The sequence below is a fragment of the Bacteroides caecimuris genome, from assembly GCF_001688725.2.
In the GTDB taxonomy this organism is placed as follows: domain Bacteria; phylum Bacteroidota; class Bacteroidia; order Bacteroidales; family Bacteroidaceae; genus Bacteroides; species Bacteroides caecimuris.
Window position 1 is genome coordinate 1,686,299 of record NZ_CP015401.2, and the last position, 20,813, is coordinate 1,707,111.

The 20,813-nt window shown below is 46.8% G+C and carries 17 protein-coding genes and 2 tRNA genes; 6 read left to right on the forward strand and 13 right to left on the reverse strand.

The window, feature by feature from the left end; translation table 11 throughout:
* Positions 1-280 precede the first annotated feature (280 nt).
* Together dnaJ and A4V03_RS07060 are read right to left on the reverse strand one after the other, a co-directional pair.
* Positions 281-1,468 carry a molecular chaperone DnaJ gene (gene dnaJ, locus A4V03_RS07055; protein WP_065538409.1) on the reverse strand — a complete coding sequence of 396 codons (1,188 nt, stop codon included), beginning with the start codon at positions 1,466-1,468 and terminating at the stop codon, positions 281-283.
* A gap of 33 nt (positions 1,469-1,501) precedes the next feature.
* Positions 1,502-2,083 (reverse strand): nucleotide exchange factor GrpE, encoded by a 582-nt coding sequence (locus A4V03_RS07060; protein WP_065538410.1) that lies wholly within the window; start codon positions 2,081-2,083, stop codon positions 1,502-1,504.
* A gap of 303 nt (positions 2,084-2,386) precedes the next feature.
* On the opposite strand from A4V03_RS07060, the gene A4V03_RS07070 reads away from it, so the two are divergent.
* On the forward strand, positions 2,387-4,009 hold the full coding sequence (locus A4V03_RS07070; RefSeq protein ID WP_065538411.1) for an ABC-F family ATP-binding cassette domain-containing protein: 1,623 nt from the start codon (positions 2,387-2,389) through the stop codon (positions 4,007-4,009).
* A gap of 85 nt (positions 4,010-4,094) precedes the next feature.
* Here A4V03_RS07070 and A4V03_RS07075 read toward each other — a convergent pair whose 3' ends face one another.
* The 4 genes from A4V03_RS07075 to A4V03_RS07090 form a co-directional block, all read right to left on the reverse strand.
* On the reverse strand, positions 4,095-5,843 hold the full coding sequence (locus A4V03_RS07075) for an ATP-binding protein (RefSeq protein WP_065540329.1): 1,749 nt from the start codon (positions 5,841-5,843) through the stop codon (positions 4,095-4,097).
* Positions 5,844-5,966: 123 nt separating this feature from the next.
* On the reverse strand, positions 5,967-8,192 hold the full coding sequence (locus A4V03_RS07080; protein WP_283106145.1) for a VapE domain-containing protein: 2,226 nt from the start codon (positions 8,190-8,192) through the stop codon (positions 5,967-5,969).
* Between the two features lie 94 nt (positions 8,193-8,286).
* A complete protein-coding gene (locus A4V03_RS20695) occupies positions 8,287-8,505 on the reverse strand; it encodes a hypothetical protein (protein ID WP_157447991.1) in 219 nt (72 codons plus the stop codon).
* Between the two features lie 529 nt (positions 8,506-9,034).
* The gene (locus A4V03_RS07090; RefSeq protein WP_065540331.1) at positions 9,035-9,280 is read right to left on the reverse strand and encodes a DUF4248 domain-containing protein; all 246 of its coding nucleotides are present in this window, start codon (positions 9,278-9,280) and stop codon (positions 9,035-9,037) included.
* 414 nt (positions 9,281-9,694) lie between these two features.
* Here A4V03_RS07090 and A4V03_RS07095 point away from each other — a divergent pair, with 414 nt between their 5' ends.
* The 3 genes from A4V03_RS07095 to A4V03_RS20700 all read left to right on the forward strand — a co-directional run bounded on the left by A4V03_RS07095 (position 9,695) and on the right by A4V03_RS20700 (position 10,904).
* Complete coding sequence (locus A4V03_RS07095; protein WP_065538413.1) at positions 9,695-10,210, forward strand: HU family DNA-binding protein; 516 nt, start codon at positions 9,695-9,697, stop codon at positions 10,208-10,210.
* Positions 10,211-10,300: 90 nt separating this feature from the next.
* Entirely contained in the window at positions 10,301-10,744 is a 444-nt protein-coding gene (locus A4V03_RS07100; protein WP_065538414.1) for an N-acetylmuramoyl-L-alanine amidase, read from the forward strand.
* A gap of 58 nt (positions 10,745-10,802) precedes the next feature.
* Positions 10,803-10,904 carry a smalltalk protein gene (locus A4V03_RS20700; RefSeq protein ID WP_157447992.1) on the forward strand — a complete coding sequence of 34 codons (102 nt, stop codon included), beginning with the start codon at positions 10,803-10,805 and terminating at the stop codon, positions 10,902-10,904.
* 90 nt (positions 10,905-10,994) lie between these two features.
* Here the strand turns inward: A4V03_RS20700 and A4V03_RS07105 are convergent, their stop codons facing one another.
* The gene (locus A4V03_RS07105; protein WP_065538415.1) at positions 10,995-12,044 is read right to left on the reverse strand and encodes a leucine-rich repeat protein; all 1,050 of its coding nucleotides are present in this window, start codon (positions 12,042-12,044) and stop codon (positions 10,995-10,997) included.
* Between the two features lie 102 nt (positions 12,045-12,146).
* Here A4V03_RS07105 and A4V03_RS07110 point away from each other — a divergent pair, with 102 nt between their 5' ends.
* On the forward strand, positions 12,147-13,067 hold the full coding sequence (locus A4V03_RS07110; protein WP_065538416.1) for a CPBP family intramembrane glutamic endopeptidase: 921 nt from the start codon (positions 12,147-12,149) through the stop codon (positions 13,065-13,067).
* Here A4V03_RS07110 and A4V03_RS07115 read toward each other — a convergent pair.
* Entirely contained in the window at positions 13,039-15,171 is a 2,133-nt protein-coding gene (locus A4V03_RS07115; protein ID WP_065538417.1) for a Tex family protein, read from the reverse strand. The two genes, A4V03_RS07110 and A4V03_RS07115, sit on opposite strands and share 29 nt — an antisense overlap.
* A gap of 287 nt (positions 15,172-15,458) precedes the next feature.
* On the opposite strand from A4V03_RS07115, the gene A4V03_RS07120 reads away from it, so the two are divergent.
* On the forward strand, positions 15,459-16,361 hold the full coding sequence (locus A4V03_RS07120) for a helix-turn-helix domain-containing protein (RefSeq protein ID WP_065538418.1): 903 nt from the start codon (positions 15,459-15,461) through the stop codon (positions 16,359-16,361).
* 2 nt (positions 16,362-16,363) lie between these two features.
* Here the strand turns inward: A4V03_RS07120 and A4V03_RS07125 are convergent, their stop codons facing one another.
* The 5 genes from A4V03_RS07125 to A4V03_RS07150 all read right to left on the reverse strand — a co-directional run bounded on the left by A4V03_RS07125 (position 16,364) and on the right by A4V03_RS07150 (position 20,797).
* The gene (locus A4V03_RS07125; protein WP_065538419.1) at positions 16,364-16,948 is read right to left on the reverse strand and encodes a Crp/Fnr family transcriptional regulator; all 585 of its coding nucleotides are present in this window, start codon (positions 16,946-16,948) and stop codon (positions 16,364-16,366) included.
* A gap of 238 nt (positions 16,949-17,186) precedes the next feature.
* Positions 17,187-17,261, reverse strand: a tRNA-Glu gene (locus A4V03_RS07130).
* A gap of 65 nt (positions 17,262-17,326) precedes the next feature.
* Positions 17,327-17,413 (reverse strand) — tRNA-Ser (locus tag A4V03_RS07135).
* 416 nt (positions 17,414-17,829) lie between these two features.
* Positions 17,830-19,248 (reverse strand): VWA domain-containing protein, encoded by a 1,419-nt coding sequence (locus tag A4V03_RS07145; protein ID WP_180323258.1) that lies wholly within the window; start codon positions 19,246-19,248, stop codon positions 17,830-17,832.
* Complete coding sequence (locus tag A4V03_RS07150) at positions 19,223-20,797, reverse strand: AAA family ATPase (RefSeq protein WP_065538421.1); 1,575 nt, start codon at positions 20,795-20,797, stop codon at positions 19,223-19,225. Before A4V03_RS07150 ends, A4V03_RS07145 begins: the two co-directional genes overlap by 26 nt.
* Positions 20,798-20,813 lie beyond the last annotated feature (16 nt).

The window sequence follows — 20,813 nt, forward strand, 5'->3', positions numbered from 1 at the left end:
CTGTCCAAAAAGTCGTCAGTAACTTTAATTCCCCTCCCTTCGGGAAGGAGGAGAATTTGGATAGAGCCGACTTTTTGGATAGTTCCTTGTTGTTGCTTACAGTTGAAAAAGTAAGGAGCTGATTTTTCGGACATCCTCTTTTTTCTGAAAGACGTTTCCGAAGCCACACAGTACGGTTCGCAAGGTGCATCCGGTGCTGAATACGAATCTGAAGCAGCATTCGGATTTAGATTGCAGCCCACTTATACCTTATATTATATACTAATATAGCACAAAAAGACTAATCGAAGAAACTCTTGAATTTCTTGAAAATCTTCTCTTTTACCGACGTGTTAGGTTTGAAATTGTCCGAAGCTTCCATCTTTTCGAGCGTGCTCTTTTCCTCCTTGTTGAGAGCTTCCGGCACATAGATACTGATATTGACCAGCAAATCTCCCGTGCCATACCCGTTTACATTCGGCAATCCCTTGCCACGCAAGCGAAGCACTTTACCCGGTTGAGTACCCGAATCAATCTTCACTTTCACTTTGCCGTCGATTGTCGGAATTTCCACAGCACCGCCCAGTGCAGCTGTCGGGAAACTAAGCAACAGGTTATAAATCAAATCATTCTCGTCGCGGATCAAGTCCTGATGCGTTTCTTCCTCAACGAGGATCAATAAGTCGCCTGCCACACCGTTGTGTTTGCCGGCATTCCCTTTGCCGCCCATAGAGAGCTGCATACCCTCTGCCACTCCGGCAGGGATTTTCACGGTTACCACTTCCTCACCGTAAACGATTCCGTCGCCACCACACTTCTTACATTTATTCTTGATAATCTTTCCCTCGCCGCCACACGTAGAACAAGTGACGCGAGTCTGCATTGTGCCCAAAATGGTCTGCTGGTTACGGATCACCGAGCCGCTGCCCTTACAAGTAGGACAAGTCTCTGATCCGCCGTCACCCTCGGCACCCGTGCCATGACACTGGTCGCACGGCACATATTTTTTGAGTTTAAATTTCTTTTCTACTCCGGTAGAGATTTCCTTCAACGTCAGCTTCACTTTCACACGGAGGTCACTGCCGCGATACCGGCGTTGCTGCGAGCCGCCACCGCCGCCAAATCCGCTGAATCCTCCGAAGCCTCCCCCGAAACCGCCTCCGCGGCCACCGAAGATGTCACCAAACATAGAGAAGATGTCATCCATTGACATTCCCTCGCCCCCGAAACCGCCGAACGGACCGCCATTGCCTGCCGCACCGCTCACTCCCGCATGACCGAACTGATCGTAACGCGAGCGTTTCTCCGGATTACTCAGTACGTCGTATGCCTCGGCTGCCTCTTTAAATTTCTCTTCAGCCTCCTTGTCACCCGGATTCTTGTCGGGGTGATACTGAATTGCTTTCTTACGGTATGCTTTCTTTATTTCATCTGCGGTGGCTGTCTTCGTCACCTCCAATATTTCGTAATAGTCTCTTTTTTCTGCCATGCCCTTTTATTGATTTATCATTCATAAATCTCTTTATTCTCCTACTACCACTTTAGCGTGGCGGAGCACTTTGTCGTTCAGTGTATATCCCGTTTGCACACAGTCCAGTATCTTACCTTTCTGTTCTTCCGACGGTGCGGGGATTACCGCGATGGCTTCGTGGTAATCAGTGTCCAGCGGTTGGTCTTTTGTTTCGATGACTTTCACACCGTTTTGTACCAAGACAGCCATAAATTTATTGTAAATCAGTTCTACTCCTTCTTTTACGGCATTGACATCTGTTGCCGTTTCCATCGTTTTGATGGCACGTTCGAAGTCGTCCACCACCGGAAGAATACTGCTAAGGCTCTTTTCTCCACCGTTCAGAATCAGTTCTGCCTTTTCCTTCAAGGTGCGTTTCCGATAGTTGTCAAATTCGGCAGACAAGCGCAGGTATTTATCCTTTTGTTCTTCCATCTCCTCTTGAGCCTTTTCCAGTTCTTTTTCCAGCTCTTCCTCATGAGTCAGGGGAGTGGTGTCCTCCGCTTGTTCGTTTTGCGGTTGTTCTTCCGCATGGTTTTGAGTTTCCTCAACGTTCAGTTCTTCTTCCTTCACTTTTTTTTCTTTCGGATCCATCTTGGTATTTACTATTTTACTAGTTACTATTTACTATTTAACACACATGTACGATATCTATTGGGTAAGATAGCGTTCATAAAAACATGCCGGGCTGACCGGATGTCATTGATTTTGTCTGCAAAAACTTTGCCAATTGTCTGCAAATGCTTTGCCAAGTTGGCTGTTTTGCCAAAAAACGCAGCAAAGGTAACACTTTTATGCCAGATTGGCACATATCAGATAGTTCATAATTCATTTTAAATGTCTAACTTTGCACGCTAAAATAGTAAATAGTAACTAGTAAAATAGTAAATAAAGAAGATGATTACAGTTTCGAACGTTTCGGTACAGTTTGGTAAGAGAGTGTTGTTTAATGACGTAAATCTGAAGTTTACGAGTGGTAATTGTTATGGTATTATTGGTGCTAACGGTGCGGGAAAATCTACCTTCCTTCGTACGATTTACGGAGATTTGGACCCGACAACGGGTACCATTGCGCTCGGACCGGGCGAACGTCTTTCGGTGTTGAGCCAGGACCACTTTAAGTGGGACTCTTATACCGTTATGGATACTGTGATGATGGGGCATACTGTGTTGTGGGACATTATGAAGCAGCGCGAAGAGTTGTATGCAAAAGAAGATTTCACAGATGAAGACGGGCTGAAAGTATCCGAGTTGGAGGAGAAATTTGCCGAGTTGGACGGATGGAATGCGGAAAGCGACGCAGCCATGCTGTTGAGCGGATTGGGCGTGAAGGAAGATAAGCATTACGTGTTGATGGGTGAGCTGAGCGGTAAGGAAAAAGTGCGTGTCATGTTGGCGCAGGCATTGTACGGAAATCCGGACAACCTCTTGCTCGATGAGCCTACCAACGACTTGGATATGGAGACAGTGACCTGGTTGGAAGAGTATCTCTCCAACTTCGAGCATACCGTATTGGTGGTGAGCCACGACCGTCACTTCCTCGATTCTGTATGTACGCACACCGTGGACATCGACTACGGAAAAATCAATATGTTTGCCGGCAACTATAGTTTCTGGTACGAATCCAGCCAGTTGGCTCTCCGTCAGCAGCAGAACCAGAAGGCGAAGGCTGAAGAGAAGAAAAAAGAGTTGGAAGAATTTATCCGCCGTTTCAGCGCCAACGTAGCGAAGAGCAAGCAGACCACGAGCCGTAAGAAGATGTTGGAGAAGCTGAACGTAGAAGAAATCAAACCTTCTTCACGTAAGTATCCGGGCATCATCTTCACTCCCGAACGCGAGCCGGGCAACCAGATTCTGGAAGTTTCCGGATTGAGCAAGAAGACGGAAGAAGGCGTAGTGCTTTTCAACGACGTCAACTTCAACGTAGAGAAAGGTGACAAAGTGGTATTCCTGTCGCGCAACCCGCGTGCGATGACTGCATTCTTCGAAATCATCAACGGAAACATGAAGCCGGATGCCGGTACCTTCAACTGGGGGGTAACCATCACCACTGCTTACCTGCCGCTGGATAATACCAATTTCTTCAATACCGACCTCAACCTGGTAGACTGGTTGAGCCAGTTTGGCGAAGGAAACGAAGTATATATGAAAGGCTTCCTCGGCCGTATGCTTTTCTCCGGCGAAGAGGTGTTGAAGAAAGTAAGCGTACTCTCCGGAGGTGAGAAGATGCGTTGTATGATTGCCCGTATGCAGCTCCGCAATGCGAACTGTCTGATTTTGGACACTCCGACCAACCACTTGGATTTGGAATCTATCCAGGCATTCAACAACAACCTGAAGACGTACAAAGGAAACATCCTTTTCTCTTCTCACGACCACGAGTTTATCCAAACGGTTGCTAACCGCATCATCGAACTGACACCGAACGGAATCATCGACAAGATGATGGAGTATGACGAATATATCACGTCCGATCACATCAAGGAACTGAGAGCGAAGATGTACGGTGACAAATTATAATTTTTTCACCACAGAGGACACGGAGGACACAGAGGTTATTATTCAGAGATAGTTAGAACCTCTGCGTCCTCTGTGTCCTCTGTGGTTATACCTCTTCCATCAGCACCAATTCCCAGCTGCGCCATACGATTGTTGCCAGCTTCAATCCCCCTTTCTCGCGAGCTTCTGCCACGCATTCATCCTTGCTATAGCGAATCAACTGTTCACGCGCATCATCGGCAAGCGCGCGTATTTCTTTTTCCGACGCTCCTGCTTTCGCATACTTCACCTCCAATAGATACGTGTACGGTGGAGATACGGGTGCCACCGGACTGGGTTTAAAGAAGAAATCGGCAAAGCCCTTATTCATTTCATATTCCGGATATAGTTGATAATAGCGGAACATGCTCAGGTAGGCGAGGAGGAATCCTTTGATATGAGCTTCCCCTTCGATGTACTCCCTTATCCGGCTTTGCTCCCGGATGGCATCTGCCAGAAATTCGAACAACGGTTTCCAGTCTCCCTTGAAGGACATATTTTCAAACAGAGTGCTCAAGCGGTTTACGTTGAGCTTGAAGATGTCATGGCGGGCATATCCCTGAATCAGGAAATTGAACAACTGTTCGCGAACCACCAGGTTGGGGATGTGCAGGATGGGACGCCCCATCATATCCACCCCTTTGATAGAAAGCAATCCGAAATAGAACAGCAGCGATTTGAAGTTGTCTACGTCCGTCATTTCCAGTGCGGAGAAATGCGTGGCTATCTCAGTCACTATCTCGCCTTGTTCCGCAATCTCTTTGATGACGGAGAAGTTTTCGCCCAGCCCGTGGTCGAGACGGACAAGGTAGGCAAGCTTGTTAAAGTCCGTACGGATATTGGGGTCTACCACATTGTCCGGTTTCACTCCGTGCAATATCAATGACTTCATGCAGTAGAGCACCATGTCCGAGTTGAACATACAATCTGCTAATTTATTTTTACTGAAGCAATAATTGTTATAGTTAGGCTTCATCATTGTCACCGCATCGTCTACCGACATGGGGAGAGCGCCTTGTTCCTTATAATACGTCAGCATCTCGCGCAGTTCCTTCTCGCTGAACCCTACGAGGTCGTTAAACCACGGGTCGGTGGTGATATTCGTTCCGATGTTGAATCCGCTTGTCACGTCGTCCATCGTCACCGGGCTTACTCCCGTGATGAACAAACGGTTGACGGCAGAACCCATTCCCGTTGTGGCGGCTTTGATTACGTTGAAAAACCGGCGGATATACCCTTCGCCATGCGTCGCTTTCCGGTATAAGTCCGTGCCGTAAGTAGAAAGAATGGTATTCGTGAAATTATCGTATTCATCAATCAGGAGGTAGATTTTGATGTCTCCCTTGAGGGTGGCATACGAATTGATGGCGGATAGCAGTGCTCCCGGTTCTTCGAGCGTTTCGGCGTTCAGCACGTTCCAGATTTCCTTTCCCAATATATGTTCGTACTTTTGCAGAAAATGTTTTAGTTTCCCGCAACAATGCAACCGGAAAGATTCTTCCACTTCATTGATATTCGAGCTCACCTCCGAGAAATTGAATCTCATGATGAGAAACTGGTTATGTATCGGCGTAGGATGCTGCCCGATATACAGATTGCCGAACAATTCGTCGAACTGGTCGGCATACCGAACGTCGTAGTAGGCTTCCAGCATTGCCAACGTCAGACTTTTCCCGAAGCGCCGGGGACGGATCAGGAACAGATAAGACGGTTGCATTTCTATCTTTTCGATAAACATCGTCTTATCCACATAATAATAGTTTTCTTTTTGGATACGACCGAAATCCGTCAATCCGTATGGTATTTGTTTCATCATATTGAGATTCCTTTCTTTGTTCATTTTGAAGCAAATATACGGAAAACGGATGAATGTGGCACGTTTAATGCCACTTATTTATCCGTTTGCGGGAAAACTGCCATTTCGCAAAGGGGAGGGGACCTAGAACTCCAACCCCTTCTGCACCGGAAGCAGTGGAAGTTTTGCATTTGCGTTGCGCTCTTCCGCCGAGTATTCCACCACACAATATTCCGTGATGTTGTTGGCGTTTTTCCGTGATTCGAAATGGTTGTTTTCCAGCACCGTGACCAGCATTTGTTTCATCTGTGCGTTTGCCTGTGTGCGCCCGTTCATGCTCAATATTGCCAGCAGCTGTGAGGCAGGATACCATTTTGCCTGTATATCGTTTTTTCTGGCGGGGCGGAAATAGAAGAAAAGGTTCTCTTCCAACGGGTCTTTTTGGCGGAACGCCTCGTTGCGGTTGTTGAGAAACGTGATCTCCTGGTTTTCGTACCAATATTGGAATCCCTGCCGGTAGAGGGCGTATGCTTGTGCATATATCCCTTGGTGGTTGACGGGCGTGTGATAGTCTATTTCGAGCAGCGTATTGAACAGGATACGCCTGTTCTCGCCGATGTCCGGCAGACAGTGGGGGTTGTTGGTGCTGGCGATAAAGGATGCGCGGCGGATGAACGTATAATTCTGGATGTCGTAGACCTTCCGTTCGTTTATTACATCTTGCGTGATGAGACTTTTCAGTTCCTGCATGCGTGCGCTAGAGAGCGTGTCAAACTCATCCAGATTGATGATCAGGCAGGACGACATTTGCAGGAGATGGTCCTTGTTGTCGGGGTTGATCATGCCGTTGCGGTAATACTCCTTCAGTTCCGGCGGGAGGAGATGGCGGATAAACGTGCTCTTTCCTTTTCCCTGTGCGCCGTGGAACAGCATCAGCTGGTGGTTTTGCGCTGCGTCGTCGATGGCACATGCCACCATTCCCACCAGCCAGCGGCGGAAGCTGTCTTCAAAAAAAGCCTGGTCGGCGGCTTTCACTGTTTTTGTCAGTTGGCCGATGTAGTCCGTCTTCCCGTCCCATGGCTTGAGAGAGGTGAAATAATGGACAAACGGGTTGAACGGCTTTGCGTAGTCCGAGTCTACCAGTGCTTTCAGATTGGCTTGCGAACTGTATATCTTCTGCATCTGTGCGTTGATATAGAATGTGTTGATATCCTTTGTGCGCAGTGTGCTGAAAGGCGGCTGTTGTGCTTTAGGCAGATCGGGTGTTTTCTTCCGGAATTCGATTTGCTCTTTCACCACGTTTCTCCTGATTTCGTAGTTTTCATCCATAAATTTGATGACCTGGTAGATTCTCGGTTGCTGCTTTTCTTCTTCTGCCTGGTCGGTTTTTGAGGTATATTGGTAGGCATTGTGCAGGGGGAGTTCGAGGTTGAAATCGGGGAAGTTACCGAAATAGCTGTGTGCCAGGCTGATGGCTTCCTCTTCCGTGATATGTCGGTGGTAACACTGGTTGCCGAGGCAATAGAAGAAATTGTCGCGGTTGCCTACTTCGAGACGTTCTTTGCGTTTGGTGTACTCCAGCGCCTTGCGGAAGTCGAGTTGCACTTGCAGGTCGATGGGCGACGCATTTTCCTGCACGGGGAGGAGCGGGGAGCGCCGGACCGGATTCTTGCGTTTCCTTTTTTTACATTCCTCTTCGGTGGGCAGAGTCACTTTTACGGTCAGCGGCTTCACGTTTTCCAGCCGTTCGGCAGAGAGGAACGCGTCCGGATCGTGCGACACGAAGAAACCGCGTCCCGGGTCGCTTCCGCTGGTGTCCACTTTCGTCTGTAGCAGTTTTTCGTATTGGCTGCTTGCCAGCGTGTACATGCGGTGGTGGTAGCGTTCGAGGGTGGTGAAGTCTACGGTTCCCAATGCGTTCAGTTCGGCGCGCAGGGCTTCCGCTTCCTTGCCGGTGAGGTAGACGAAGATTTTCAGCCCGTGCATCCGGGGGCTGACGAAGCTGCCCAGCGTGTCGGGGCAATCGTTCGCCAGTTGTCGGAATTCCGGTAGCTTTTCTGCCGGCATGTCGTCACAGTCGAGCGTGATGATGTCCTGATACTTGTCCAGGCTGTAGGCCAGCCTTTCCTTGGCGTAGGTGGCGGTGATGGTGTGGTAGGGCAGTTGCTTCTTCATGCGGTCTGCCTTCACCGTGTCTCCTTCGTCCATTGCTTCCCGGAGTCTCCGGATTCTGTCCCGGTAGACATTCCCCCGGATAAATTCGAACATTTGCCCGATGCTGATGCTTCCCGATACGAGTGATAACCCTCTGTATGTGGTTATTAGGATGTTGTTCATTATAATTATTGATGTGAATTTAAGTTGTGCCAATATTAACACGTCGCAAAGGACGGCTTTTTTTGTGGATAAAAAAAACTGCTTTTTGCACTCAAAAAGCAGTTTTTTAACGGTTGCTTCTTAAATGTTAATCATCAAGGAGTGTTCTTTTTAGCCTTTGTATCTCATAATCAATCTCTTCCACGGTTAATGATTCGTCCGAATCGTTCGATTTCTTGAAATCAACTGCCATATACAACAACTCTGCAAAGAATTTGGGACCTTTAATCTTAAAAGGAGAGTCGTGGTCATAGCAAAGGTGGACGAAGGGAAGGAGAAACTTCTTGCGGTCGGCTGGAAGTACCACTATTCTGTTGTTGTACAGGTTGTTGACCGTGCCAAGTATGCGCGTGATAAAACGGGATACTTGGGGGAATTCTCCTTTTTCGAGCGTTATAGCCTGCTTGTTCTGGTAAACGAAGCCTTCGGAAAAAATGTCTTTTTTCTCATGATTTTAAGTGTTATTTGGTTACTGTTAAATAATATTTTTTTTTAAAAAGGTGTAAAGGTACATTTTATTTTGTTCCCATCGTTTACTTATGCTATTTATTCTTTATTCTCTTCATAGATTTTATTTGATGGAAAAAAACGTGTAATTGAGGGGGAACCCCTCTACCTCAATTACACGCTTTTTCTATATAAAAAGAATATTCTCTCGCGCCTGCGCGCGGGTACATTATTGTAATGTCAGTTCGATATAATAACGTCAGTTCGGTTTCATTATAGCTAATCTTGATTTCATTATAGCTAATCTTTTTTTCATTATAGCTAATCCCGATTTCATTATAGCTAATTTTATTTTCATTATAGCTAATCAGCGCTTGTTCTAAAAAAAATCATGGTTCGTCGAGATACTTCACGATGAGCCGTACTTGCCTTGCACTATAAGCGTGGTCGTTTTTTCCTTCGCCTCCGCTATACATTGCATCATACAATTCCTTGTTATTTCTGATCCACTCCCTCATTTTCCGCATGGCATACACCAACGGTACATAAGGATTGTACAAATGTGCCAGCTCCGATTTCAAATACGGACGTATGGCAAACGGCTCCTCCGCCATCTCTTCTTTTACAGCTTTCATCTCTTCTTTTTCTGCTTTCATCTCTTTTGGAAAATTAATTTTATCGTATTCCAAATATACGGAAAATCTCCCGCTTTTCCAAGTATGCAAGTAAAATAAAATCACTCTGAATAAAAGTAAATACATTCTGAATGAAAGTAAGACAAACTAGGTCAAAGTAAGACAAAGTACGTCATCTCATCCCCTTGTAATACACTACCTTTGAGGCATCGAAAGAAAAAGAAACAGAGCTCGTTCCTTTCCTTCCGATGCCGGTTGAATCAACCGCAATTTGTAACATTTATTTTTTAATTATTAAAGCTTGTCTTATTAATTATAAAACCTTGCTTTTTTTAATATAAAGCTTGCTTTTCTAATTATTAATGTTCGTTTTTTTCAAATTTTAAATTATTAATTTTCAAATTTCAATTTATCATGGCAATACCATTTAAAAGAATGGGTCGTAAAGACCCGAGAAAGGCTGACGGGGTGGTGAAGTATCATCCGCAACTTGTGACGCAGGGACAGAGTGTAGACCTGTATAAACTCGCTCACACGATGAAAGAGAAAAGTTCCTTGTCGCTGGGCGACATTCAGAGCGTACTGACCAATTTTGTAGAAGCGATGCGTGCGGCGCTGTTCGACGGTAAATCCGTCAATATCCATAATTTTGGTGTATTCAGCCTTTCCGCTACCACGCGGGGAGTGGACACGAAAGATGAGTGTACGATGAAGAACATCAAAGCGGTGCATATCAATTTCCGTCCTTCGAGCAGTGTCCGTCCTAATCTGACATCGACTCTTGCCGGTGAGAAAATCGAGTTTCTGGACCTCGACGCGCCCAAGAAGAAGAAAGACGAGGGCGAAGATCCCGGTGATGAAGGCAACGGAGAAGATATCGGTGGAGGCAATGGAGGCGGTAGCGGTGAGGCTCCGGATCCGGCAGCTTAGTTCATAGCGTGCAGATGATGTTTACAACTGACGAGAAAAGTAGTGGCACTATGATGATGTTTTACAACTGATAAGAAAAATAATAACACTATGATAAGAAAGATTGATTTGATCGTGATCCACTGTTCCGCCACTCGTGCCGACCGTTCTCTCACGCCGGATGACTTGGAAACGCAACACCGTCGGCGTGGGTTTAACGGAACAGGTTATCACCACTACATCCGCAAAGACGGAACCGTGCACCTCACCCGACCGATTGAACGTATCGGCGCGCATGCGAAAGGATTCAACGCTCACTCGGTAGGCGTCTGCTATGAAGGCGGTTTGGATGTCCACGGCTCTCCGGCAGACACGCGGACACCGGAACAGCGGGCGTCACTCAAGCTGCTGGTTCATCAATTGCTCAAGGCTTTTCCCGGTAGCCGGGTGTGCGGTCACCGCGATTTAAGTCCCGACCGCAATGGAAACGGGGAGATTGAGCCGGAAGAGTGGATCAAGGCGTGCCCGTGCTTCGAGGTGAAGGCGGAGTTTTGAAAGTAATGAATAAGCTTGTACTATTAAAAAAGAGTATGGAAAGGAGGTGTGTAAAGTTATGGCAGTCAAGAAATCCCTTTGGGATATGATTTTGAAAGTAGTCATCGCAGTGGCGTCGGCAGTAGCAGGCGTATTGGGCGGTAATGCGATGAATCTGTAAAGATACTTTTTAAAGAATCGCTAATGTTTTTACCCTGATATAAGTTGACTGATCATCAATTTATATCAGGGTATTTTCTAGAGCCTTACTTTATTTCTTATAAACCAACTTGCTCGGAACTCCCTCCCCGAACAAATGATCGCCCAGCGTCGTAATCTTGTTTCCGGTAGCCGACACACAGCGAAGACGTTCGCATCCCATAAAAGCACCGAACTCGATAGCCGTCACACTGGCGGGCAGCTCCAACGTGCCGCAGAGGCGGCCGCAGCTGCTAAACACCCGCTGTCCGATAGATTTCAGATTATGAGGCAATTTTATATTCAGCAGATACTTCTTTTGTGCGAAAGTGAAGTCGGGGATAGCCGTTGCGTTCGTTTTGGAAATATCGACGGAGACGAGGTTCGGCATATAATTGCGGATCAGTTGGAAGTCGGCGTTGTCCAGCTTGCCCTCAACGGTCAGGAAGTTGATGTCTCCGGGTTGCAGTCCCGCTTTCAGAATCTCTTCTTCCAGTTTGCCCATGGCGCCCACTTGCAGGGTAGTTTCTACCGGTTCCCCCTCGATAAACGCAAAGTTCTGCCATCTGTCCTTGTTGCGGTAAGCGTCGCTGCTGCCCAGGGGGACGAAGATAGCGGTAACGCTGTCTGCCAACGCTTCCGGCAACAGGTTGGGAGCTGTCTTCTTGCGGACTTGGCAGATTTTCAGGTTCTCGCAACCTTTGAAGGCGGCATCTTCGATATTCTTTGTTTTCTCCGAAAGAATCACTTTCTCCAGCGTGGCTTTGCCTTTTGCAGCTCCGTCCACCACGTTCGAGAAAGCGTATGCAGGAATGAAATTCGGCATATAAATATAGAATTTCCCGTTGGGATACGTGCCTGCTTTTCCGCTGTACATCTTGATTTCGGCGTTCGAAATATCCAATACTTTCAGATTCTCAAATTCGTCGCGGAGATGGCGGAAGTCCTCCGCGTTCAGTTTGCCGGTCAGCGTGAGATGGGTGATGCTGTTGGCTTCCTCTTCCGTCATCATGGAAATCAGCGTGCCGGGTTTGCTCACATAATACGTTTTACTCACTTGGGCGGCTGCTCCTAACGCATTAGCCGCCAATAAGAAACTTATCAATAGGATTTTAATTTTCATAATTTTGTTGATTTGGTGGGCAAATATAGGAAAAATAGAAAATACATGATGTTTTTTTATGTTTTATAGCTAATTTTGTAACCGGATTAACAAATGGTAAAAATGGAGGCAGACAACATGGCTGGGGGCAAAGAACCCCGAAGACTTCCTGTGTGGGCTTGTATCCCGCTGTTTATTGTGATACTTTTCATCCTTCTCGGATTGTATGGTGCGCTGGCGCGCGGATGTTTGTCGTTGATTCCGGGAGGTGTGGAAGCCTGTCAGCCAGATGTGGAAGCCCGTCAGCCGGGAGTGGTGGGATACATTATCCTCGAAGCCAGTATGCTGCTTGCCGTTCTCACCGCCGCCCTTCCCATGCTCCGCCTCGAACGCCGCCCGTTTTCTGATTTGGGACTCTCCTTAAGAGGACACGTCAAGGGGGTGTGGTATGGCTTCCTGATGGCAATCCTGCTCTATCTGTCCGGCTTCGGAATCTCGCTCATTCTGGGAGAAATAGAAGTCACCGGTTTCCAGTTCGAGCCGTTAGAGCTGCTGGGCTCGTGGGTGTTTTTCCTGCTGGTCGCCTTGTTCGAAGAAATACTGATGCGCGGCTATATCCTCGGACGCCTGCTGCACACTACCATGAATAAATTCGCGGCACTTTTCGTCTCGGCAGCGTTGTTCGCCTTTATGCACATCTTCAATCCCGAAATCGCTTTCCTGCCCATGCTCAACCTGTTGCTGGCAGGCGTGCTGCTGGGAGCTTCCTATCTCTATACGCGCAACCTGTGTTTCCCTGTCTCGCTCCATCTTTTCTGGAATTGGATTCAAGGCCCCATCCTCGGTTATCAGGTAAGTGGAAACAACTTCATCACCAGTGTGCTGACTTTGCGCATGCCCGAAGAAAACGTGCTGAATGGCGGAGCCTTCGGTTTTGAAGGCTCGCTCATCTGCACCGTACTTATGATTGTATGTACGATTCTGATCGTGTGGTGGGGAGAGAAACAAGAAGCAATCAGTCTTGCGGCACCCCGATCATGCTAAGCTGAATCCGTTTGCGGGCATCATCTACACTCATCACCCTCACCATGACGTGCTGGTGGATGGACACCACTTCTGTCGGGTCGGAAATGAACCGTTCCGCCAATTGAGAAAGGTGTACAAGGCCGTTCTCCTTAATTCCGATATCGACAAACGCCCCGAAATTGGTGATATTGCCTACAATGCCCGGAAGAATCATCCCTTCGCGCAAATCGGCTATGGTGCGTACGTTCTTGTCGAACTCGAAGACTTTGATAGCCTTGCGCGGGTCACGTCCCGGCTTGTCGAGCTCTTGCAGGATGTCCTGTAGGGTAGGTAGTCCGACGGTGGGAGTGATGTAGTCGGAAATACGGATCTTCCGGCGGAGTTCCTTGTCGGCTATCAACTCGTCGATGGTGCATTTCAGGTCTTTTGCCATTTGCTCTACGATGTGGTAGCTTTCCGGATGCACGGCGGTGCGGTCCAACGGATTTTTAGCTCCGGGGATGCGAAGAAATCCGGCACATTGCTCGAAGGCTTTGGCGCCCATGCGCGGCACTTTCATCAGTTCTTTCCGCGAACTGAAAGCTCCGTTCTCTGCCCGGTAATTGACAATGTTCTGTGCCAGTTGCGGACCCAAACCGGAAATATAAGTAAGCAGATGACTGCTTGCCGTATTCAGATTTACCCCGACCAGGTTCACACAGTTTTCTACCGTCTGGTCGAGTGCTTTCTTCAGCTTCGCCTGGTCTACATCGTGCTGGTACTGACCCACGCCGATAGACTTGGGATCTATCTTCACCAACTCTGCCAACGGGTCCATCAGGCGGCGCCCGATGGAGACTGCCCCACGCACCGTTACGTCGTAATCCGGAAACTCGTCGCGGGCAATTTTGGAGGCCGAATAAATGGAAGCACCCTGCTCGCTGACTACAAACACGGGGATCTGGCGGTCGAAACTCTGACTGTTGATGAAATCTTCCGTCTCCCGGCTTGCCGTTCCGTTGCCGATGGAGATGGCTTCTATCTGGTACGCCTCAATCATCTTGCGAAGTTTCGAAGCAGCCTCGCCGGTCTTGCCGACAGGAGGGTGCGGATAGATATTCTCATTGTGCAACAGATTGCTTTGCGCATCGAGGCAAACCACCTTACATCCGGTACGGAATCCGGGGTCGATGGCGAGCACCCGTTTTTGTCCCAACGGCGCAGCGAGAAGGAGCTGGCGGAGGTTTTCGGTAAATACGCGAATCGCTTCGTCGTCGGCTTTCTCTTTGGATTGGGCGGCAAATTCTGTTTCGATGGAAGGCTTGAGCAGACGTTTGTAAGCATCCGTTGTGGCTTCGCCCACTTGACGGCTACATTCGTTGTTGCCACGTACGAATTGGCGTTCCAAACGTTCGATGCATGCCTCGTCGTCGGGTTGGATAGACACTTTCAGCAACCCTTCCGACTCTGCCCGGCGGATGGCGAGCAGACGGTGAGACGTGCAACGTTTCAGTGGCTCGGAGAAATCGAAATAATCGCGGTATTTTGCTGCTTCTTCCTCTTTTCCTTTGACTAGTTTTGCCGTAATCTCTGCCCGTCGCCCGAACTGGTTACGTACGGCGTTACGGGCACGCTCGTCTTCGTTCACCTGCTCCGCGATAATGTCGCGCGCACCTTTCAGCGCATCTTCCATGTCTTTCACTTCGCCTTTCACAAAGGAAGCGGCTTTGGCGCTAAGGTTGTTTTCCCGTTGCAACAGCAGGATGGTGGCAAGCGGCTCCAGTCCTTTCTGGCGGGCCACTTCGGCACGTGTCTTCCGCTTGGGTTTGTAAGGGAGGTATATATCTTCCAGCTCCGTAGGGCTCCAGGTGTCGTTGATGCGCTTCTCCAGTTCGGCAGTCAGTTTGCCCTGTTCGGTGATGGTGGTGAGAATCGTTTCTTTCCGTTTGACGATGTCGCACAACTTATCGTGTTGCTCTTTGATCTGCTCTATCTGCACCTCATCCAGCCCGCCAGTGGCTTCCTTGCGGTATCGGCTGATGAAAGGAATCGTAGCACCTTCGCCCAAAAGATGGAGCGTGCTGCTTATTTGTCTTTCCGGTATGCCCAAAAATCCGGAAATCATCTTGTGAAATAATTCCATAAATTGTATTTTTTGACAGTAAATGAGCGGCAAAAATACATATAAATCTGCTAAACCCGACAAGTTTTACTGTATTTACAACTCAATTAATGAATGACACATGCGTATTAACATAACATGCCCACAAGACTTTCGAACTGATCCGGATGATCTTATCAGGTCAGCAAGCAGGGCGTCTCGGTTTGTTCGATAAGTGCCTAAAAGTGTTCTTTATGTCCGGTAATGCTGTCGGTCGGCTTGTATATCTGATTGAATGCTGGTATATTTGTCGGTAAAAAAGAGAGAGTATGGATATTCAAAGTGTTCCGAAAGTAGGTATTTCTTCGGTAGTTCATTCTAAACATATAGATGCCGGCAACATTGATGTTGTTGATAACGATATAGCGTTTTTCGATACGGAGAGCGTTATATCGTTGTATAACGGACCTACCAAACTGGAAGTGTTGACAGTGGGGCTTTGCCTGGAGGGTACCGGTACCTTTAAGATCAGCCTGCGCGAATTTCAATTGTGTCCCGGACGGATGGTAATAGCACTGCCTAATCAGATTGTTGAGCAGCGGCATTTCAGTCACGATTTTAAAGCCATTTTCTTTGCTGTGTCGAAGAACTTGCTGGAGGCGTTGCCTAAGCTCGGAAATGTGCTTTCTTTGTTTTTCTATCTGAAAGATTATCCGTGTTTCGATCTCACTCCGCACGAGCAGGAGGTGGTGAAGGAGTATCACGCGTTTATCAGGAAACGGTTGAGGAATAAGGAAGCTTTATACCGTAGGGAAGTGGTAACGGGACTGATGCAGGGGTTCTTTTTCGAGCTTTGCACTGTTTTTGCTAATCATGCGCCCGCAAACGCTGCTACGATCAAGAATAAAAGCCGGAAAGAGTATATCTTCGAACGCTTTTATGAGTCTCTGGTGGAGTCTTACCAGTCTGAGCGCAGCGTAAAATACTATGCCGACCAACTGTGTCTGACGCCGAAACATCTTTCGGGAGTAGTGAAAGAGGTCAGCGGGAAAACGGTGGGAGAGTGGATTGACGAGCTGGTGGTTCTGGAAGCGAAAGCCCTCCTGAATTCTTCAAGTATGAATATACAAGAGATTGCCGACCGGCTGAATTTTGCAAACCAGTCTTTCTTCGGGAAATACTTCAAGCATTACACCGGTATGTCTCCTAAAGAATACCGGAAAAGCCGCTAAAATCATAGAACGCCGGAGCGTACACGGCTTAGTGTCTCCGGTGTCATCAGAAGATAGGAAGCGATGTGTGCCAAAGGCGCACGTTTGACGATTTCCGGATGTGTTTCGAGCAAGAGGTTATAACGTTCGCGAGCGGATTCGAAACGCCAGGAGTCTGCTTTAATCTGTGATACGATTAAAGAGTACTCCAATATCTTTTGATAGAACATGTTGATTTCCCAGTTCTCCCTCGCTAATTTTTGTATCATGTCGCGGGGGAATAAGTAGATAATGGAAGGTTCAAGAGTTTCCACCATTAGCCGGGTGGGTACTTGCTTCAGAAAACTTTCAATGCACATCACGATACATCCTTCGTATGAGAAATGCTCGGTCACGTCTTTCCCGTTTTTGTAATAGTATTGCCTAAGCATACCTTTTCCTACAAAAACAATTTCGTTGGCTACTTCTCCTTCGTTGAGTGCTATGGCTCCTTTGGGAAACTCTTCACGAATCAGTATGCTTTCTATCTGCCGTCTTCCTTCTATACTCATCTCCGGAAAGCGGGAATTGACAACAGCATTTACAGTTTCTCTTAATAGTGTATCCATGTTTTTTCTGTCTTTATGTGTGCAAAAATACTAAAAACGGTTGACATAATTCAAGGGTGGTATATAAAAGATGTATCTTTGTCCGTAAAATCAAGAAGGAAGATGATTATGAATAAGATAATAGTGGCGGTGTTACTGCTCTGTTTGAGTGGTTGCGTGAGGGAAAAAATGATACTTTGATTAGATATAGGGGCAATGAAAAAGCCCCTTACTTGTTAGCAAGAGGCTCGTAATCAGATGGTAGTGGGTACGAGAATCGAACTCGTATTACATGCGTGAGAGGCATGTGTCCTAACCGTTAGACGAACCCACCGGAGTTTGATAGATTAAAAAGAGCCAAGTCTTTAAAACTTAGCTCTTTTTTATTTTGAGATTTTGCGGAAGCTGGGGGATTCGAACCCCCGGTACCCTTGCGAGTACGTCAGTTTAGCAAACTGGTGGTTTCAGCCACTCACCCAAACTTCCTTGAACCCGCATTCTCTCTCAAATGCGGTGCAAAGATAGAGGGAACTTTTGGACTATGCAAATCTTTTAGCAAGATTTTTTTTACCTGTTTTTTGTAAAATGAGATAACATGCTATGTTTCAAATGTTAAACGGGAGAATTTTTTTCGAAAGCTTTTGATTTTTGTTGATGGAATGGGAACTTGAAGCATATTGACGTTATCTTCATGAGATAGGATAAACATCCGGATGGGATAGTGACGGTATATTTGACGTGAGAAAAAGACATAAAAAAAAGGCTATCTATCCCAGACAGCCAATCTTTTTGTTAACCTTAAATCTAATACTATGAAAAACACACTACAAATATACGGACTTCTGTCAACTTAGCAAATAAAACAAGAAAAAAGAGATATTTTATAACATTGATTAAATGTTTCATTCCTCCATTCTATTTTTATTAAGACTTTCGGCGTTTTGAATGGTATATTCCCAATATTTATCACATAATTTCAGATAGCTGGTCTCGGCACTCTTGCCGCCTAAAGAAATAGCGTACATCTTTGTCTGTTTTGCTTTTGCGTGTTCGACGGTCCGCGATAGTAGTTGATCGACAGGACGCATCTCAAAGTCCGATACGGTGATAATGTCCGCTTCCGAATATCCTTCTTCGCTGATCTTCCGCAAAGCATGCGTGATGACAGGTTCTATATCAGTTCCGCCATGAAAGGATTGGCATAAGAAATCGACCAGGCGATCGAAACTGCTGCCTAAATCTGTGATTTCAATGCACTCGATGTCATCGGAAAACAAGATGACGTAACATTTTCGGTGTTGCACTTCCGTCAGTTCGGCAATGGCTAGTAGGGCGGATTTTGCGATTCTTTCTCGTTCGCCTGCCATGGAACCGGAAGTGTCCAGACAAACAATGAAAGGACCTTCGGCTTCCTCGGAAACTTCGTTCCCTATCGTTTTCTTGTCGTTGATGGTTTGCTTTTCGTGTGATTGATAGTCGATGACTTGCAATCTCTTCTCAATGAAACGCTCAAAGAAAATAGGTTGCAGGCTATTTTCAGCCAGATAGCAATATTCCAAGGGAAGAAGGCTGTTTAAGTCGTTTCCTTCGCAAATGCCTGCAATATCGCTTCGGGTGGCATGAGATATAATTTGTTCCCGATGAATACCGGCAGTCATTTTGAAACGTTTCCGGCTGCTTTGGTGTTTCTTTCCTAAGATTTCTACCAGTTCACGGATAACGGGATTCCGTTTGATTGTTTCTTCGTATTCTAAAATCTGTTCTGCGATCTGTTTATGATTGCGGAGTAACCAGACGAGGCGTGAGCCGCCACGTACCGGAAGATTTTTGGCAAGTGATAGCTGAAGACGGTAGAAATCATCACAAAGCCGCTCGATATGTTCCATCTGATAATTGAACTCGTTGTTCGAGAGCAATGTGTGCCATTTGTCGAAGAAGAGAGTCCGCAACGCTTTCCATTCTTTAGAGCGCGGGCTGATTGCGTCAAAACGCTGGAGGTAGTATTTTACGTTGAGGTCTACCAGGTGATATCTCATTGAGAACGGGTAGGCGCTGTTTTTCAGGAATTGGAGAAACTTGGCGTCGGATGCTTCATCCATTTCATGAAAGTATTCCCATTGCGATGCGTAGTGGGAGTAGAAATCTTGCAGGGAGGGTTGCGTGTGACGAAAATACCGGTGAATATCCGCATCCAGTTCTTCGGGACGGATAATCCGGTTGTGCAGTTGTTCGTCGTACACGTCGTAGGCTATTCTCTGCAATTTCTCATAATAAATCTCTTGCAGATGTTTGAGCCTAATACTCTCTGTTCTCTTGTTCATGGGCATGAGCGATGATGCGGAGTTCGTTCCGGTAATTCTCTATGATATGTGCAGTCTCTCCTAAGATTCGCTTGATCTTGCTTTTTTGCGATGAGCTTAAGAAGAGATGGTCTTTTATATATGCTGTTTCCCGTTCGGAGATTGTTTTATATTCCACCTCCATTTGATGCAGCAAATCGATCACTTCCTGCAATGTAAATTCGAACGGAGTGCTGCCATCCTGTTGTGCGGGCAAAGGGTCGCAATTGTCATAACATAGTAACGGATATTCCTGATTGTTGACGAAAACAGACCGTCTTCCTTTTCGGAGGGAATAGATATTCTTTTGCGCGATATTTCTGTTCTTTACAAAATCGTAGGCTTTCAGGATTTTGTTGACCGGACGGAATTTATCTTGTTGGATATAAAACAACCGGTTGCTGTCTTTCTTCAAAGACTGGTAATCGGAAGCAAAAATGAGTAGATTCCCGGCAATGTGATAACCTTCTATGCGATGGTAGAAGGTGTCTACGACCTGGATTCCCGGATCGCTAAGTTCTCGCAGGCTGTGTTCGGACTTCATGTTCTCTTTCAGTGTGTCCAATTTTTGTTCCAGCCGTTTTTCTCCTAACAGATAGGTGTTGATGCCTCGCGCTATCGACTGTTCTACAATCTCTTCGATGATGGGGAGCTGCGGAATTGCATCCCACAGGCAGGCGCTCATCAACAGGCAGTCGGAGAAATGAATTCCCGGAGATTCATTCAGATAGGCGGATGTGCGGAGCAGACCTACTATTTTCTTCCAGCGGCGGTCGGATACATAGATAGGAGGGGTGTTTTCGTCTCGTCCTGTGTTGTATTGTTCAATTTCTCGTTTGATATTGTGAATCAGCTCGAAGATGGTATAGTGTATGCCCACTTTTTCGCTTTCAGCTTGTATCTGGTTGTATAATTCATCGTCTACTTGGAGCTTTTCCGGGATTTCAGGTTCTATCTCCCGCGTAGAAGAAATCATCTGATCGAACGCATATTCTTGCTCAATACATCCGACAAACTGACGGATCAGGAAGCGGTCGTATAAAGCTTCCAGTCCTTCACCTTTTGCCGGCAACTCGTTGGAAGCGGCAATCAATGCTTTCAGGGGTACACGCACTGTAAATTGTCCGTTGCGGTATATCTTTTCATTGATTACCGTCAAAAGGGAATTTTGGATAGCAGGACCGGCTTTCCATATTTCATCCAGAAAGACGATTGATGCTGTCGGCAGGTATCCTTTTGTGATGCGTTCGTACGTATCTTCATCCTTCAATTTTGAAATGGAGACGGGACCGAATATTTCGTCCGGTGTACTGAAGCGGGACATCAGATATTCAAAAGCATCTGCACCTTTAAATGCCAGTTTGAGCCTGCGTGCTACCAAACTCTTGGCTACTCCCGGAGGGCCCAACAGAAAGATACTTTCCCCTGCCATGGCGGATAGTAGAGACAGTGCGATGGTGTGTTCTTTTTCGAATACTCCCTCGTTGAGGGACTTCAACAATTGGGTGATATGTGATTTGATAGACTTCATGCGACGGATAATTTCA

Bases quoted from the DNA above. Each gene is read 5' to 3' on its own strand.
- dnaJ (WP_065538409.1), bottom strand. From the start codon at position 1,468: ATGGCAGAAAAAAGAGACTATTACGAAATATTGGAGGTGACGAAGACA.
- A4V03_RS07060 (WP_065538410.1), bottom strand. From the start codon at position 2,083: ATGGATCCGAAAGAAAAAAAAGTGAAGGAAGAAGAACTGAACGTTGAG.
- A4V03_RS07070 (WP_065538411.1), top strand. From the start codon at position 2,387: ATGATTACAGTTTCGAACGTTTCGGTACAGTTTGGTAAGAGAGTGTTG.
- A4V03_RS07075 (WP_065540329.1), bottom strand. From the start codon at position 5,843: ATGATGAAACAAATACCATACGGATTGACGGATTTCGGTCGTATCCAA.
- A4V03_RS07090 (WP_065540331.1), bottom strand. From the start codon at position 9,280: ATGAAAGCTGTAAAAGAAGAGATGGCGGAGGAGCCGTTTGCCATACGT.
- A4V03_RS07095 (WP_065538413.1), top strand. From the start codon at position 9,695: ATGGCAATACCATTTAAAAGAATGGGTCGTAAAGACCCGAGAAAGGCT.
- A4V03_RS07100 (WP_065538414.1), top strand. From the start codon at position 10,301: ATGATAAGAAAGATTGATTTGATCGTGATCCACTGTTCCGCCACTCGT.
- A4V03_RS20700 (WP_157447992.1), top strand. From the start codon at position 10,803: ATGGCAGTCAAGAAATCCCTTTGGGATATGATTTTGAAAGTAGTCATC.
- A4V03_RS07105 (WP_065538415.1), bottom strand. From the start codon at position 12,044: ATGAAAATTAAAATCCTATTGATAAGTTTCTTATTGGCGGCTAATGCG.
- A4V03_RS07110 (WP_065538416.1), top strand. From the start codon at position 12,147: ATGGAGGCAGACAACATGGCTGGGGGCAAAGAACCCCGAAGACTTCCT.
- A4V03_RS07115 (WP_065538417.1), bottom strand. From the start codon at position 15,171: ATGGAATTATTTCACAAGATGATTTCCGGATTTTTGGGCATACCGGAA.
- A4V03_RS07120 (WP_065538418.1), top strand. From the start codon at position 15,459: ATGGATATTCAAAGTGTTCCGAAAGTAGGTATTTCTTCGGTAGTTCAT.
- A4V03_RS07125 (WP_065538419.1), bottom strand. From the start codon at position 16,948: ATGGATACACTATTAAGAGAAACTGTAAATGCTGTTGTCAATTCCCGC.
- A4V03_RS07145 (WP_180323258.1), bottom strand. From the start codon at position 19,248: ATGAACAAGAGAACAGAGAGTATTAGGCTCAAACATCTGCAAGAGATT.
- A4V03_RS07150 (WP_065538421.1), bottom strand. From the start codon at position 20,797: ATGAAGTCTATCAAATCACATATCACCCAATTGTTGAAGTCCCTCAAC.